The following is a 14,998-nucleotide window of genomic DNA, read 5'->3' as shown; positions in this document are numbered from 1 at the left end:
GACGGGACCATGACGCCGCCATCTCCGCAGGCCTGTGCGCTCGCCGAGCTGCTGGAGCGCCGCCGCGAACACATCATCGAGCGCTGGAGCGAGCGCATGCGGGGCCACGCGCTGGTCGACGCCCAGCTCAGCGCGACCACCCTGCGCAACAGCCTGCCGGAGTTCCTCGCCGAGGTGGCCGCCGCGGTGCGGCGGTGCTCGCAGGCGCCGCTCGCCGTCGAGGACGTCGCCCGCGAGCACGGCCGTCAGCGCTACCGGGTCGGCTTCGACCTGCGCACTCTGGTGGTCGAGTACAACATCCTGCGCGAGGTCCTGCTCGACACCATCGACGAGTCGGGCGTGCCCGTGCGGATGGCCGACGTGCGAGCGCTGTGGGCGGCCTTCGCCGACGGCATCGCCGAGGCGGTCGACCAGTACTCGTGCGAGCGCGAGCGCGACCTGCAGGCCGGCGCGGCCGAGCGCGAGCGGGCGAGCGAGTTCGAGCAGCAGTTGATAGCGATCGTCTCGCACGACCTGCGCAGCCCGCTGGCGGCGATCCTGATCGCGGCCGAGGCGGTGGTCCGCCGCGGCGCGGCCGACGACAAGACGGCGCGCCTGTTGCTGCGGATCGAGACCGGCGCGCACCGGGCGACCCGGCTCATCAACGACCTCCTCGACTACACCCACGAGCGGAAGTCGGGCCGGATCCCCGTCAGGCCGCAGGACGTCTCGCTGCGGGGCCTCGTGCGCGAGGCCATCGACGAGGCGGCGACGATGTTCCCCGAGCGCATCATCGAGTACGCGTGCGACGACCCGATGGAGGCGCGCGTCGACCCCGACCGGATCGCGCAGGTGCTTTCGAACCTGCTGACGAACGCGCTCAAGTTCAGCCCGGCGGGCACCGTGGTGCGGGTGGGGACGCGGGTCGACGTCGACAGCGACGCTGTGGTGCTCGAGGTGCACAACTGGGGCCCGCCGATCCCGCAGGAGCGCCGCGCCACGATCTTCGAGCCGTTCCAGAGCGACTCGTCGCTGCAGACGCGGGCCTCGCTGGGGCTCGGGCTCCACATCTCGCGCCAGATCGTGCTGGCGCACGGCGGCACGATCGACGTCTGCTCGAGCCTCGAGGACGGCACGACCTTCACGTGCAAGCTGCCGCGGCAGGCGCAGGCGATGCCGATGGCGGTGCCGGCGTAGCGCCGCGAGCATTGCGAGCGCCACTGGACGGGCGCCCTCGCATGGTCGATGCTGGGGCCGATGTCCGCAAGCCTTCGGCTCGCGTTCCTCGCGCTGGCCCTGCTGTCCGCGAGCACGGCCCGGGCCGACGGGCTGGCGTCGGGCTTCCAGGCCCATTACTACAGCTACGAGCTCATCGGCCTCGACGCGCTCTCGGGCCGCGTCCTCGTCGCGTACCCCGTCCTCTGCGATTACCGGACCGGCGAGCCGCTCGCCGCCGAGGTCGCCGACGCCGAGGGCGAGCTGCCCGCCCTCGTCGACTACGAGATCGTCCGTCCCGGCCGCAGGCATCGTGCAGCGTACCACTGCCGCGAGTCCCGTCTCTACGTGGTCGACGTCACCGGCTTGAAGGTCGAGCCGACGGCGCCGCTGCCCGGCGAGGGCGAGGGCGAGCGCGACGGGCTGCATATCGCCGCGATCGACGCTCTCGGGGCCGATGGTCGCAGCAAATTCTTCCGTGCGGACCCACGGGTCCGCGACACCGGCTTCGTGCTCGAGCGCGACAGCGTCGTCCCGAGCGGCGACCCCCTGCGGAGCTTTCACGATGTCCTCGAGCTCGCGCGCGTCGGCGAGGAGTTCCGCGTGCACGGCCTCCAGGTGACGTACACCTACCGCGACGGCACTCGCGAGATCCTCGCGTACGTGGACGGGCTGCGCCCGCAGCCTGCGGGCAAGGGCAATCTGCCGCCCGACCCGTCGTTCATCCCCGAGCCCGAGTCCCTGCCGCCGCCCGTGGATACCGCCGATGAAAATTTCGCCGGAGGTCCGCCGGCTCTCCCCGGGTCCGACGAGTCGCCGGCGTGGCTGTGGCCGCTCGTGGTCGCCTTGCTGGTGATCGCCGGACTGGTCGGCGTGCGCCTCGGCCGACGCCGCGCGTCGGCCGGCTCGCAGTGATGCGCGGCGTGACGGTCTGGCGCGAGGGCGGCTGGGCGGTGCCCGGCGGCGGGTGCGTCGGGTATCCTGGCGGTCATGTCAGGCGCCGCCGCATCGTCGAGCGAGACCGAGCCGTCCCCGCCGTGGTTGAAGCCGCGGCCGCCGATCGTCACCGGCGAGGACTACGTCGCCAGCCTGCGCGGGCGCGGGCTGCGGGTGTTCCTGCTCGGCGAGCGGGTGGCCGAGCCGGTCGACCACCCGGTCCTGCGGCCATCGATCAACGCGGTCGCGCGCACCTACGACCTCGCGCTCGAGCGCCCCGAGCTGGCGACCGCGGTGGTGAGCGAGACGGGCCGGCGGGTCAATCGCTTCCTCCACGTCACCGAGTCGGCGGCCGACGTGGTGCAGCAGAACAAGATGCAGCGGCGGCTCGGGCAGCTGACCGGGACCTGCTTCCAGCGCTGCGTCGGCATGGACGCGATCAACGCGCTGTTCGCCACCACCTGGCTCATCGACCAGGCGCACCGGACGCCCTACCACGAGCGCCTGCGGGCGTTCGTGCGGGCGATGCAGGGCCAGAACCTGGTGGTCGGCGGGGCGATGACCGACGTGAAGGGCGACCGGGGCAAGGCGCCGCACGAGCAGAGCGACCCGGACATGTTCGTGCGGGTGGTCCGGCGCGAGCCGGGCGGGGTGGTGATCCGCGGGGCCAAGGCGCACCAGACCGGCTGCATCAACTCGCACTGGATCGTGGTGATGCCGACGATGCGGCTCGGGCCGCGCGACCGCGACCACGCGATCGTGTGCGCGGTGCCGGTCGACCACCCGGGGCTGACCTTCGTGGTCGGGCGGCAGTCGTGCGACACGCGGGCGCTCGAGGGCGGCGCGGTCGACGTCGGCAACGCCCGCTACGGCGGCCAGGAGGCGCTCATCATCCTCGACGACGTGTTCGTGCCCGACGAGCTGGTGTTCATGGACGGCGAGTTCGAGTTCGCGGCCGACCTGGTCGAGCGGTTCACCGCGTATCACCGCCGCAGCTACGTGTGCAAGGCGGGCGTCGGCGACGTGCTGATCGGCGCGGCGGCGCTGATCGCCGATTACAACGGGGTGCCGCAGGTCTCGCACGTGCGCGACAAGCTGGTCGAGATGGCCCACCTCAACGAGACGATCTACGGCGCCGGGATCGCGGCGTCGCACGAGTCGACGGCCACGCCCGCCGGCAACTGGCAGAACGACCCGATGCTCGCCAACGTGTGCAAGCACAACGTCACCCGCTTCCCCTACGAGCTGGCGCGCCTGGCCCAGGACCTCGCCGGCGGGCTGCTGGCGACGCTGCCGTCCGAGCGCGACTTCGCCGACCCCGAGGTCGGGCCGCTGTTGAAGAAGTACCTGCGCGGCCGCGACGGCGTGTCGGCCGAGGCGCGGGCGCGGGCGCTGCGACTGATCGAGAACATGACGATGGGGCGCAACGCCGTCGGCTACCTGACCGAGTCGATGCACGGCGCCGGCTCGCCGCAGGCCCAGCGGATCCAGATCGCCCGGCAGATGCAGGTCGAGGACAAGAAGGCGCTGGCCCGCGCGCTCGCCGGGATCACCGACGAGGTCGAGGGCGGATGAGACATGTCCTCGAAAGCATGTCTGAGGCGACATGTCGCATCGGACATGCTCGATGGGACATGTCCTGAAGCGGCTCAGCCCGGCTTGACGCCCGGCTGCGACGCTTGCAGCGACCACTCGAAGTTGTCGATCAGCACCAGGGAGTCGTACCAGGGGTCGCCGGTGTCCCACAGGACGAACCGGAGCTCCATCGTCTCGCCGGGTTCGACGTTGCCGGACATCTTGAGCCAGCCGGTGCCGCCGCCGACCTGGTTGTTGCTGCCGCAGAAGCCCAGGTCGTCCTTGAAGTGCGGCTGGGGGTTCAGGTTGTGGAAGCCGGTGCCGGCGAGCTCGTCGTTGCCGACGCAGCTGTCGTAGGTCCCGGCCGGCGGGGCGGCGCAGCTGACCTGGCCGTTCTTGCACTGCGTGAACAGGCCGGGCGCGCCCTTGAGGATGTTGACCCCGAGCGGGAACAGCTGGTTCATCGGGTTCTTGTAGATGGCGACGTTCTTGTCGGCCGGGTTGCCCGCGCCCTCGCCGTCGACCAGGGCCAGGAAGAAGTCGTTGTACGGGCTGCACACCCACTCGGGGTACTCGCTCGAGAAGAAGTACACGTGGGCGCTGAACGACTTCGCGTTGGTGGGCACGCGGATCCGCAGCTTCAGCTGGATCGTGTCCTGCCCGGTCGCGCCGCCGCCGGGCTTCGGGCAGCCGGGCGCGTTGGGGAAGTTGTCGCCGTTGGCGGCCAGCCAGTCGGCGGGCACGGCCGCGGGCGTGCCCAGCTCGGTGCCGCCCTGGAAGGCGGAGAAGCTCGGCTTGGTGTCCTTGTTGGCGGCCGCGGCCCCGGTCGACAGGACGACCAGGCGCTGGTTCTTCTGCGGGACGATGACGGTGCCGAAGTCGGGGCGGATCGACTTCGCGGCGCTGGCCGGCGCGCCGCTGCCGTCCGAGCGGCTGAAGGCGCCGGAGATCACGCCCCACTTGCGGTCTGCCAGCGGCGCGTCCTCGCTGGTGAACTGGCACAGGTCCATGGCCCGCGCGTACTCCAGCGGGTCGCTCGAGTCGCTGGCGAGCCCGCCGTCGCAGGCCGGCAGGACGTTGTCGGCCCCGCCGTCGCAGTCGTCGTCGACTGCGTTGCCCATGACCTCGAAGGCGCCGGGGTTGACGAGGTCGGGGTTGCTGCAGTCGGGGCCGATCTCGTCGCAGCAGTCGCCGCCGCACAAAGTCCAGCCGTCGCTGTCGGCGTCGGCGTCCTCGTCGACCTCGCCGTCGCAGTCGTCGTCGACGGTGTTGGCGCAGAGGTCGGTGGTCGCCGGCAGGACCTCGCCCTCGCACGCGCCGAAGCCGGTGCCCTGCGGGTTGCACGTGCGCGTGCCGGGCTTGCAGGCGCCGACGCCCGCGGTGCCGGCCGGGCCGCCGTAGCAGTCCTCGACCGCGTTCGGGGTGCACTGGCAGCTGCCCTGCTTCTCGCAGCCGTTGGCGGGGTCGCCGTCGCAGTCCTGCCAGCCGTCGTCGCAGGGGCCGAGGTCGCACTGTCCCATGGAACAGGTCGCGGCGGCGTGGAGCGGGGCCTCGCACGGGTCGCAGCCGCCGCAGTGGGCCGGGTCGGCGAGCGGGTCGACGCAGGCGCCGCCGCAGCAGGCGAGGCCGCCGTCGCACGGCTGGCCGTCGCTGCAGCCGGCCATGCAGGTGCCGTCCTGGCACACGCTGCCGGGGTCGCAGCCGGCGTCGGAGGTGCAGCCCTTGCACGTGTGGTCGGCGAGGTCGCAGGTGCTCGGCGCGACGCAGTCGCCGTCGTCGTCGCAGCCGGGCAGGCACAGGTCGCCGAGGCAATACTGTCCTTCGGGACAGTCGGGTACGCAGCCGCCGACCGTCGGCGCGGCCGGCATGGAGGTCGCTTCACCCGGCTCGGTGCCGCCGTCGGTGACTGTCCCCGCGGTGTCGGTCGCGGCGCTCGAGGTGCCGACGGTCGTGACGCTGGTGATGCCGGGCGGCGGGTCGGTGTTACCCGCCGTGGCGGCGGGGCGGTCGTCGGTGCAGGCGGACGACAGCGCGGCGAGGACCGCGGCGATAGAGGCAAGGCCCGGGGGGCGACGAGTCCACATGTCCGGCAAGATGGGACCCTTGCGCGGAGAAGCCGGAGCGAGGCGCGTCGGAGCGGCCGTTCGGGCGCAAGAAGCAGACGAGCCGCGCGACGGTGCGCGCGGCTCGAAAGCTGCGGGTGGACCGCCGCGCGGCGCCGCTCAGCCGGCGTCGCAGTAGTACTCGACGTCGGCCGCGCCGGCGATCTTGAGGTCGGCGCAGGCGGTGCCGCACAGCTCGAGCGCCGTGTACGGCATCGGCTCGATGTAGCGCCAGCCGCTCTCGTTGGCGCAGTCGGTGATCATCGGGATCTCGGTGTTGCCGAGCTTGACGATCGTCTTGTCGGGGAACGCCGGCGGCGACTCGAGCGGGATGATGCAGCTCTGCGCGTCCTGGACGATGGCGTTGAGCGCGTCGCTGAGCTCGATCGCGTTCTTGGCGCTGTAGAACTTCTCGTCGCCCGCCTTCGCCGTGCCGCCGAGCGTCGCCAGCTCGTTGAGCTTCTCGTACGGGTTGATGGTGTTGGGGTTGCCGTCCTGGATGTTCGGGTTCGGCGCGTTGTCGATGGCGATGCCGATGACGTAGGTCGGGATGCTGTCGACCGAGAAGGCGTCGCCGACGATCGGGGCCAGGTTGGCGTCGTAGACCTCGAACAGCTCGGTGAGGTTGGCGGCGGTGGTGCTGCAGTTGGCGGCGCCGTCGGTGACGAGCATGACGATGCGCGGCACCGCCGGGTCGAGCGACTTGAGGTGCTCGAGCGCGGCCGTCATGCCGAGCGCGGTCGGGGTGCCGCCGGCGATCGTCATGTTGCTCTGGGCCGGCAGGACCGGGATGATCGCGTCCTTGTTGAGCTCGGCGACCGGGACCTCGACGGTGTCGTTGACCAGGCAGGCCGTCATCTTGTACTCGGCCAGCGCGTTCTTCGACGGGAACAGGTTCATGCCGAAGTTGAACTTGTCGTTGAAGTCGGTCAGCACCTGGTTGACGACGCCGTAGAGGCTGTACCAGCGGGTGACGGCCGGCGTGTTGGGGTCGGCGTCGGCGTCCCACGTCTGCAGCATCGAGCCCGACTTGTCGAGCACGAGCATCGTGTTCGGCTTGATCGGCTGGACGGTGACGGAGATCTCCTGACACGGCGTGTTGCCGGTGGTGCCCATCGTCATCAGCGTCGTCGACGTCAGCGGCTCGGTGGTCGGGCCCGCGGTGGTGGTGTCGACCGACTCGGTGGTGCTGGTCGGGCCGGTGCCCTCGGTGGTGGTGGGGCCGGTGGTCGACTCGCTGACGGTGCCGGTGCCCTCGGTGGTGGTCGGCACGGTCGTGTCGGACTCGCTGCCGGTGGTGGTGCTCGGCGTGGTCGTCAACGTCGTCAACGTGGTCGTCATCGTCATGGTGCCGGTGGCACCCTGTGTGTCGTTGCCGTTGTCGCCGCAGCCGCTCACGAGCCCGAAAGAAGCCAAGATCAGAACACCCGAAAAACGTCGCATCACCACTCTCCCGCGCGAAAACGGAGGTTAAGGTCGACGGCGACTATAACTCAGGCACGCTGTCCGTGCGCGACTGTTTTTATGGCGACGTCGACGCGGACGGATCGGCGCGCGGCGCGGGCCGTGGGTCTTCGCTGGCGACAGAAGTGTGGTCGTGGATGATGGACCAACCGCGAGCGTCGCGCTGGAGCACCAGCGTGAAGACACCCGCGCCTGCGGCTTCCGTGTCCGTCAGACGCCAGCGACCGAGGACCACCGCGGCGTCGCGGCCGAGCCCGCGGACGTCGAGGATCGTGAACTCGAGGTGGCCCATCGTCTCGGCCCCGCGCGCGCCATAACGCTCGAGGTAGCGAGCTCGTGCGGCGACGAAGCCGCGCCGGATCGCGCCGCCGGCGGTGAACACCAGCGCCTCCGACGGCTCGTACGCGCGCAAGAAACCCTCGAGGTCGCCGTGGTTCCAGGCCGTGGCCTGGTCCGCCAGCACCGCCTCGATCGCGCGGCGATCCTTGCTGGTGAAGCCGCACCCGCCCGCGACCAGACCCAGCAGCAGGACCAGCCGCAAGACCACACGCCGGCCGACCCCTCGCGCCGCAGCCCGCCCGGGCCCGAGAGGGCCGCTCACGGGGGCTGCTGAACCGCGTCCCCGGGCTCTTACACGGCTCTGAGCGGCGTTACGAGGCGACATGTGCTCCGCGTCACACGTTCGGGCGCCCGGGGCGGTCAAAAAACCTGGATAAGTTGCCCAGAGCAGAGCCCGAGTATAGCTCAGGGCGGTCCAGCGATGCCCGAATCTCTCCCGCAACGGATCTTTAACCGCATCGCGAACCTGAGCCTGGGCCGTCCGCGGCTGGTGCTGACGGTCGCGGGGTTGTTGGTGGTCGGCTCGGCGGTGACGCTGCCGCAGCTACGAGTGTCGACGTCGCGCTACGGCCTGGTGTCGGACACCAACCCCGACCAGGCGCGGATGCTGCGGTTCTTCGAGCGCTTCGGCAACCCCGACGCGCCGGTGGTGGTGGTCTCGGGCGACAGCGTCGAGGCGCGCCGCGCGGTCGTCGACCGCCTGATCGCCGGGTTCGAGGCGGTGCCGGAGCTGCACGGCCGCGTGCTCGCCCGCGTGGGTCCGAGCGAGGTCGCCGAGGTGCTGCTCTTACAGCGGCCGGAGATCCTGTCTCAAGTGACAGGCGACCTGCCGCCCGACGTCGCGCTCGCGCCGCTGGTCGAGGGCGGTCTGCCGGCGTGGTTCGGGGCGATCGAGGGCCAGCTGCAGGCGGGGCTCGACGGCGAGGCCGCGCCGCAGGACCCGGCGCGCGCGGCCGAGGGGCTGAAGCAGCTCGGCGGGATGGCGGGCACCTTCGACCGCTACCTCGCCGGTGAAGATCTCATGCGCGCGGCCATGCAGGCGCAGGCCGGCGAGGCGCCGGTGCGCGGCCGCGACGAGGCCGGCTACATCCAGACGGTCGACGGCAAGCACCACGTCGTCAGCGTGTTCCCCGAGTTCCTCGGCAACGAGGTCAGCGACTTCGCGCCGCTGATGGGCAAGATCCGGGAGGTCCGCGACGAGGCGCTGGCGGGCGCCCCCGCCGGCGTCTCCGCCGCCATCACCGGCCTGCCGGCGCTCGCGTCCGAGGAGCAGCAGCTGGTCAGCCTCGGGCTCATCCAGTCGAGCGTGTGGTCGGGCGTGGCGATCGTGGTGCTGTGCCTGGTGATGCTGCGCTCGCTGCGGCAGACGGTGCTGGCCCTGGTGCCGCTGCTCGCCGGCCTCGCGCTCACCCTCGGCGCGGTCTACTGGATCTACGGCTACCTCAACCTGATCACGTCGAGCTTCGTGTCGACGCTGCTCGGGCTCGGCATCGACTTCGGCGTGCACATGATGCACCGCTTCAACGAGCAGCGGCGGGCCGGCTCGTCGGTGGCGGCGGCGATCCGCGAGGCGCTGGTCCACACGGGGCCGCCGATCCTGGTCGGCGCGCTGGTGACGGTGCTGGCGTTCCTCACCACGCTGGGCTCCGACTTCACGGCGTACGCGGAGCTCGGGGTCATCACCGCGATCGGCCTGGTGTTCGTGGTCCTGGCGACGGTGTTCGTGCTGCCGTCGCTGCTCATCCTGGCCGGCAAGACCGGGCTGGCGGCGGTCAAGAAGGAGCCGCCGATGGTCCACCGCCTGGTCGGCTTCGTGGCGCGCGCGCGGGTGTTCATCGTCGTGCTGGCGGTGCTGGCGGCCGTGGGCGGCGGCTGGGGGCTGTCGCGGATCGCGTTCAACGGCCGCTACTTCGACTTCCTGCCGCGCAACAGCGAGGGCGTGCAGGCGCTCGAGTCGCTCGAGGGCGACCCGCTGATGAGCCCGGTCTACGCCAACGTGGCCGCCGACGACGTCGAGTCGGCGCGGCAGAAGGCCGAGGCGCTGCGGGCCCTGCCCGAGGTCGCGGGGGTGCAGACCGCGACCGACCTGCTGCCGCCGCTCGACGAGCAGCGGCTGGCGCAGCTGAAGGCGATCGACAAGCTCGGGCCGCTGCCCGACTTCGCCAAGCTGGCGGCGCGCAAGTCGACGCCGGAGGAGCTGCTGCCGAAGGTCAAGGCGATCGTCGACGCGCTCGACGAGGTCCGCTTCGCCATGCAGCAGGGCGGCCAGCCGACCGAGGCCGTCGACCAGGCGCAGGCCAGCTTCCGCGCGCTGCGCGACCGGCTCGAGAAGGCCGGCCCGGGCGAGCGGGAGCGGCTGGCCGCTGCCGAGCCGCAGGTGGCCGACCTGCTCCGCCGCGCCTGGACCACCGGCAAGAACGTGGCCGAGCGCGGCCGCTACGCGCCGGAGGACCTGCCGCAGCTGTTCCGCACCCGCTTCGTCGCCCGCGACGGCGGCGGCCTGGCGCTGTTCGTGGTCCCGGCGGTGTCGCCGTGGGAGTCCCAGTCGGCGGAGGCCTTCCGCGACGCGGTCACGTCGGTCTCGCCCGACGCGTCGGGCCTGGCGATCAACATCGAGCTGCACTCGTCGATGATCGTGGCCGGCTTCCGCCGGGCGGCGCTGTGGGCGGCGCTGCTGATCCTGGTGGTCGTGACGCTCGACCTCCGCTCGCTCCGCGACGGGGCGCTGGCGCTGGTGCCGACGGTGCTCGGCTGGTTGTGGATGCTGGGCCTGATGGCGGCCGTCGGCCGCACGTTCGACGTCGCCAACATCGTGTCGCTGCCGCTCGTGATCGGCATCGGCACCGCGTTCGGGGTGCACCTCATGCACCGCTGCCAGGAGAGCGAGAGCCACAACAGTCATGCGCGTCTCGACGACCTGGTCCGCGGGACCGGCAGCGCGGTGGTGCTGTCGGCGCTGACGACCATCGCCAGCTTCGCGTCGCTGACGCTCAGCGACTACGGCGGGATGAAGAGCTTCGGCTCGGTGATGGTGATGGGCATCTCCAGCTGCCTGCTCGCCAGCTTGCTGGTGCTGCCGGCGCTGCTGCTGATGAGCGGGCGGGTGCGCGTGCACTGAGCCGGGGGCCCTCGCGGGGTCGTGAATGGGGGCCGCTCTCCGTGCGGGAGCGGGCGAGTGACGGCACGTTCTCCGTGCGGGAGATGCGGGGTCCTGGGTTAGCGAATTGCCGACTGCGCCTCGCGGGGGGTCCGGGGAAGGGTCGCCGGCGAGTTCAGCGTCTGCATGGCCGCTCGTTCCTCGCGCCCATGCTGCCTCGTATTCGCCGGCGACCCTTCCCCGGACCCCTGGCACGGCTGCAGCCGTGAGAGGCCGCCACGCGGTCTCGGCTTCGCTGGCGGATGTCCTTCGGGGCAGGTCGTGGGGCGCCTGTTCGACGGCCAGGTCTGGCCGCCGAACAGACGCCATCTCGCGTCCTCGAACCGCGTGGCCTGGTTCGCGGCGGACTTCATGGCTCCGCAGCTGCTCGAGCCGGAGTACGAGGAACTATCATCGCGGCGACGAGGGCGTGGGCCTCGTTCGCCGCGGTCTTCACGGCTCCCCCGCGCCTCGTGCCTGGGCGCGGGGAACCATCATCGCGGCGACGAGGGCATGGCCTCGTCGCCGCGAACAACTACGAGCCTGGGCTCTGAGACATGTCCCCGAAGACATGTCCCAGCGTGCATCCGCGCGAGCGATCAGAGGTGGCGGGTCTCGGCCGGCGGCGACTGCCAGTTGTTGTCGGCGCCGTCGGAGTACATGATCGGGGCGTCGGCCAGCTCGGTCCAGTCGGCGTCGTCGAGGCAGGCGAGGTTGACCGAGACGAAGTCGCCGCCGAGCACGTCGAGGTGGCCGCGGCCGAACGGGCGCACGCCGCAGCGGCGGCAGAACGGGTGGTGCATGCTGTTGGTGTTGAACTGGTAGTCCGACAGGGCGTCCTCGCCCTTGAGCAGGCGGAAGGCCTCGGGCTTGACGATGGTGCCCCAGGCGCGGGTCTTGGTGCAGATCGAGCAATTGCACTTGCCGCTGCCGGCGGCGATGTCGATGTCGGCCTCGAACTGCACGTCCTGGCAGTGACAGCTACCCTTGTACGTTTTCGCGCTCATGCGCCTGCGATACCCCCAGGGGCCGGCGGCTGTCAATCGCGTAACCGTGACCCGCGCGACGAGGGGGCGGTCCACCTCCGTGCGGGCGCGAGTCAACATGCCGACCAACCTGGACCGTGGAACGCGTGCAGCCGAGGCTCAGCCGACGCCGCCGGCTCGCCGAGGCCGCACAGGTCCCGTGGAGCAGAGGCCGTGGGGTGACAGCGACACCCGACTCACCGGTCTCTTCTTATCTGTCCTTCGGGACATGAGCGGGCGACCGTGGCAGTCCCAGGATCTTGCTCGGTGAGCTCGTCTTTAAGGTCAGGGTTCGGTGCGCATGCAAGGACGGCGGCGGCCTCGGCCGTGGCCCGTTCGCCGCCCGCGGGTAGGCGACGGCGGCGAAGTTCACTATGCTTCGCGCGTGCCGATTCACGTGCATGGCGGATCTGTGCTGCTCGCCCGGCTGGCCGAGGCCGGCGTCCCCGGCGAGCGGCTCGAGTGGTCGGAGGTGCTGTGCGAGGGCCCGGTCCCGGTCGAGGCCGACGACGAGGTGTTCCGCCATCTCCGCGCCGACTGGCTCGCCGAGCACACCGGCGACCCCGCGGCCGCCTCGCGGATCGCCGCCGGCCTGCGCGCGCAGGACGAGGCGCTGGCGGCCGCGGCGGCGCGCGACGAGCTGGTCTTGTGGACAGGTAACGAGTGGTTCTGCCAGGCGATCGCGCTGGGCCTGATCGCCCGCCTCGCGCCGACCGGGGCCCGGCTGTCGTGGGTCACGGCGGACGACCACCCCGACCGCCCGGGCTGCAGCGTCAGCGAGCTCGGCGAGGCCGCCCTGGCGCAGGCGTTCGCCGCCCGCGAGCGCGTCGACCCGGCCACGATCGCGCTGGCGGTGCACGCGTGGGACGCCTACCGCGCGCCGGCGCCGATGCGGCTGCAGGCCCTGGTCGACGACCCGGCGGCGTTCGCCGCCTGGCCGGCGCTGCGCGACGCGTTGATGCTGCACCTGGCTGAATGGCCAGGTCGGGACGACGGCCTGGCCCGCACCGAGCGCCAGCTGCTGGCCGCCCTGGTCGACGGCCCCGCCGACGTCGGCGCGCTGCTGCGGGCCTGCGGCCGCGCCGAGGCCCGCCCGTGGCTGACCGACCTGCTGGTGCTGGCCCGCCTGCGCCGACTGGCCAGCGGCGACGACCCCCTGGTGCGCCTCCACGGCGCCGCCCCGCCCGAACTGACCGCCGAGATCACCGAGGCCGGCCTGGCCACCCTCGCCGGCCGCGCGCGCTGGGGCACCCCGGTCCGCTGGCTCGGCGGCGCCTGCCTCGACGCCGTCACGCCCTGGTGCTGGGACGGCGAGCGCGGTCGCGTGGTCCAGTGGACATGACCTTCGGGGCATGACCGCTCAGACATGCTCAAGAAGACATGCCTGAATGTGCATGTCTGACCGAGCATGTCCGTACCGCGCCTCGTAAGCCCGCGTGTCGGCCCCGACGCACGGGCTAGAACGAGGAGCCCGGCTGCATCAGGAACTCGCACTCCTCGGCGGTGCTCTCGCGGCCGAGGATCGCGTTGCGGTGGGGGAAGCGGCCGAAGCGGGCGATGACGTCGCGGTGGCGGACGGCGTAGTCGTGCCACGTCGGGGAGTCGTCGAGCGCGCGCATCAGCTCGACGCAGCGCTCCTGGTCGACGAGGTCCTCGCTGTGCTCGAGCGGTAGGTAGAGGAACACTCGCTCCTCCTGCGTGAGGTCGTGGTCGTGGCCCGCGGCGAGCGCGGCGTGGGCGACCTCGCGGGCCTTGGCGTCGGAGGCGAACGCCTCCGGGGTCCCGCGGAACATGTTGCGGGGGAACTGATCGAGGAGGATCACGAGGGCCAGCGCGCCCCGCGAGGAGGCGGACCAGCCGTCGAGCGTGCAGGAGGCGGCGCGCGCGTGCAGCTCGCCGAAGGTGTCGCGGATCTCCCGGTCGAGCTCGTCGGAGCGGACGAACCACTTCGGCCGGACTCGCGGCGAGAACCAGAACTCGAGGACGGCGTCAGGGGTGCTCATATGCCGGTGAATTTGTGCGTGGACCGAGCGAGGAGCAACGCCTCCGGCGCCGACCGCGGCGAGAGATTTTCGGCGGAAGGCGGCCTCGGGCTGCGCCTCAGGGGCGGGCGCGGGCCGCGAATTCACGGGCGCAAGCCTCGCACGCGGGTTCGCAGATCGGGGGCTGCGAGATGGGGGCGCGGGACTGCGGATCTCGGTTTCCCGCGAGACGATCTGGCCGGCCGCCTCAGCCGGCGAACAACAGCGCCACGCCGGCGACGGCGACCACGGCGCCCAGCAGCCCGCGTACGCCGACGCGTTCGCCCTCGAGCCCCGCCGCCAGCGGGATGATGAAGATCGGCGAGGTGCCGAGCAGGCTGGCGGCGACGCCGGCCGAGGTCCGCTGGAGCGCGAACAGGGCCAGCGAGACGCCGAGGAAGGGGCCGAGCAGCGCGCCGACGGTCGCGTAGCCGAGCGCGCCGCGGTCGCGCAGGGCGAGCCGCAGCCGCGGCAAGGTCGAGGTCGCCAGCACCAGCGCGACGAAGCAGGCCAGGCCGACGAGCATCCGGATCTGCGCGCCCGCCAGCGGCTCGCAGCCGACCATCCCGCGCTTGCTCAGCACCAGGCCCACGGCCTGCCCGAGAGCGCCGCCGATGCCGAGCAAGATCCCCCGCAGCCTCGGGTTGGCCGGCCCCGGGGTCGCCGCCGCAGGTGTCCTTTCGGACAGGACCCAAGCGACACCCGCGAGGGTGATCGCCATCCCCGCCAGCGACAGCGGGCCGAGTCGCTGATCGAGCACCGCGAAGTCGATCACCGCGGTCAGCGGCGGAGCCAGCGCCATGATCAGCAGGGTGAGGCGCGGACCGATCTCGATGAAGGCCCGGAACTGACACAGGTCGCCGAGGAAGTAGCCGACGAAGCCGGACAGGCCGAGCCACCACCACTGCTCTGCCGTCGCGTCGGTCGGCAAGGCCCGCCCGCGCAGCGCGAGGCCGGCGAGCGCCGCGAAGCCCAGCGCGAGAGCCAGGCGGATCACGTTGAGCGGCAGGCTGCCGATCCGCCGCCCCGCCCGCGTGAACGCCAGCGAGCCGAGCGCCCAGCACACGGCCGTGCCGAGCGCCGCGAGCTCGCCGAGGTGGTCCGTCACCGCGGCGAGTCTACGCGAGCGGCGTGCGCCGGCGAAGGTCGGCCGCGCAGGTGTCGCTGCAGTCGCCGGCGTCGTCGCAGGCCTCGCCCGGCCGTCGC

11 protein-coding genes are annotated in these 14,998 nt (G+C 71.9%); 5 read left to right on the top strand and 6 right to left on the bottom strand.

Annotated elements, in window-relative coordinates; all coding sequences use genetic code 11:
* The first annotated feature begins 9 nt into the window (after positions 1-9).
* The 3 genes from O0S08_RS40450 to O0S08_RS40440 all read left to right on the top strand — a co-directional run bounded on the left by O0S08_RS40450 (position 10) and on the right by O0S08_RS40440 (position 3,705).
* Positions 10-1,176 carry a sensor histidine kinase gene (locus O0S08_RS40450; protein ID WP_269034842.1) on the top strand — a complete coding sequence of 389 codons (1,167 nt, stop codon included), beginning with the start codon at positions 10-12 and terminating at the stop codon, positions 1,174-1,176.
* Between the two features lie 60 nt (positions 1,177-1,236).
* Entirely contained in the window at positions 1,237-2,109 is an 873-nt protein-coding gene (locus O0S08_RS40445; RefSeq protein WP_269034841.1) for a hypothetical protein, read from the top strand.
* A 75-nt stretch (positions 2,110-2,184) separates the two neighbouring features.
* The gene (locus tag O0S08_RS40440; RefSeq protein WP_269034840.1) at positions 2,185-3,705 is read left to right on the top strand and encodes a 4-hydroxyphenylacetate 3-hydroxylase family protein; all 1,521 of its coding nucleotides are present in this window, start codon (positions 2,185-2,187) and stop codon (positions 3,703-3,705) included.
* 74 nt (positions 3,706-3,779) lie between these two features.
* Here O0S08_RS40440 and O0S08_RS40435 read toward each other — a convergent pair whose 3' ends face one another.
* The 3 genes from O0S08_RS40435 to O0S08_RS40425 all read right to left on the bottom strand — a co-directional run bounded on the left by O0S08_RS40435 (position 3,780) and on the right by O0S08_RS40425 (position 7,818).
* Positions 3,780-5,789, bottom strand: coding sequence for a choice-of-anchor L domain-containing protein (locus tag O0S08_RS40435; protein ID WP_269034839.1), 2,010 nt, complete (start codon positions 5,787-5,789; stop codon positions 3,780-3,782).
* Between the two features lie 138 nt (positions 5,790-5,927).
* On the bottom strand, positions 5,928-7,250 hold the full coding sequence (locus tag O0S08_RS40430; RefSeq protein WP_269034838.1) for a vWA domain-containing protein: 1,323 nt from the start codon (positions 7,248-7,250) through the stop codon (positions 5,928-5,930).
* Positions 7,251-7,329: 79 nt separating this feature from the next.
* Positions 7,330-7,818 carry a YybH family protein gene (locus tag O0S08_RS40425; RefSeq protein ID WP_269034836.1) on the bottom strand — a complete coding sequence of 163 codons (489 nt, stop codon included), beginning with the start codon at positions 7,816-7,818 and terminating at the stop codon, positions 7,330-7,332.
* Positions 7,819-8,031: 213 nt separating this feature from the next.
* Between O0S08_RS40425 and O0S08_RS40420 the strand changes: the two genes are divergently transcribed.
* Positions 8,032-10,728, top strand: a complete 2,697-nt coding sequence (locus tag O0S08_RS40420; protein ID WP_269034835.1) for an MMPL family transporter — start codon at positions 8,032-8,034, stop codon at positions 10,726-10,728.
* A 617-nt stretch (positions 10,729-11,345) separates the two neighbouring features.
* Here O0S08_RS40420 and O0S08_RS40415 read toward each other — a convergent pair.
* Positions 11,346-11,753: a GFA family protein gene (locus O0S08_RS40415; protein WP_269034834.1), complete on the bottom strand. Its 408-nt coding sequence runs from the start codon at positions 11,751-11,753 to the stop codon at positions 11,346-11,348.
* A gap of 403 nt (positions 11,754-12,156) precedes the next feature.
* On the opposite strand from O0S08_RS40415, the gene O0S08_RS40410 reads away from it, so the two are divergent.
* On the top strand, positions 12,157-13,113 hold the full coding sequence (locus O0S08_RS40410) for a hypothetical protein (protein ID WP_269034833.1): 957 nt from the start codon (positions 12,157-12,159) through the stop codon (positions 13,111-13,113).
* A 115-nt stretch (positions 13,114-13,228) separates the two neighbouring features.
* On the opposite strand, the gene O0S08_RS40405 is transcribed toward O0S08_RS40410, so the two are convergent.
* A complete protein-coding gene (locus O0S08_RS40405; protein ID WP_269034832.1) occupies positions 13,229-13,774 on the bottom strand; it encodes a DUF924 family protein in 546 nt (181 codons plus the stop codon).
* Positions 13,775-14,000: 226 nt separating this feature from the next.
* Positions 14,001-14,900, bottom strand: coding sequence for a DMT family transporter (locus O0S08_RS40400; protein ID WP_269034831.1), 900 nt, complete (start codon positions 14,898-14,900; stop codon positions 14,001-14,003).
* Positions 14,901-14,998 lie beyond the last annotated feature (98 nt).

The sequence above is a fragment of the Nannocystis punicea genome (assembly GCF_026965555.1).
GTDB lineage: Bacteria > Myxococcota_A > Polyangia > Nannocystales > Nannocystaceae > Nannocystis > Nannocystis punicea.
This window is presented reverse-complemented; position numbering and strand designations above follow the sequence as displayed.

Excerpts from the sequence above, each read along its gene's own strand:
- O0S08_RS40440 (WP_269034840.1), top strand. The coding sequence starts at position 2,185 with ATGTCAGGCGCCGCCGCATCGTCGAGCGAGACCGAGCCGTCCCCGCCG.
- O0S08_RS40405 (WP_269034832.1), bottom strand. The coding sequence starts at position 13,774 with ATGAGCACCCCTGACGCCGTCCTCGAGTTCTGGTTCTCGCCGCGAGTC.
- O0S08_RS40415 (WP_269034834.1), bottom strand. The coding sequence starts at position 11,753 with ATGAGCGCGAAAACGTACAAGGGTAGCTGTCACTGCCAGGACGTGCAG.
- O0S08_RS40450 (WP_269034842.1), top strand. The coding sequence starts at position 10 with ATGACGCCGCCATCTCCGCAGGCCTGTGCGCTCGCCGAGCTGCTGGAG.
- O0S08_RS40435 (WP_269034839.1), bottom strand. The coding sequence starts at position 5,789 with ATGTGGACTCGTCGCCCCCCGGGCCTTGCCTCTATCGCCGCGGTCCTC.
- O0S08_RS40420 (WP_269034835.1), top strand. The coding sequence starts at position 8,032 with ATGCCCGAATCTCTCCCGCAACGGATCTTTAACCGCATCGCGAACCTG.
- O0S08_RS40445 (WP_269034841.1), top strand. The coding sequence starts at position 1,237 with ATGTCCGCAAGCCTTCGGCTCGCGTTCCTCGCGCTGGCCCTGCTGTCC.
- O0S08_RS40430 (WP_269034838.1), bottom strand. The coding sequence starts at position 7,250 with ATGCGACGTTTTTCGGGTGTTCTGATCTTGGCTTCTTTCGGGCTCGTG.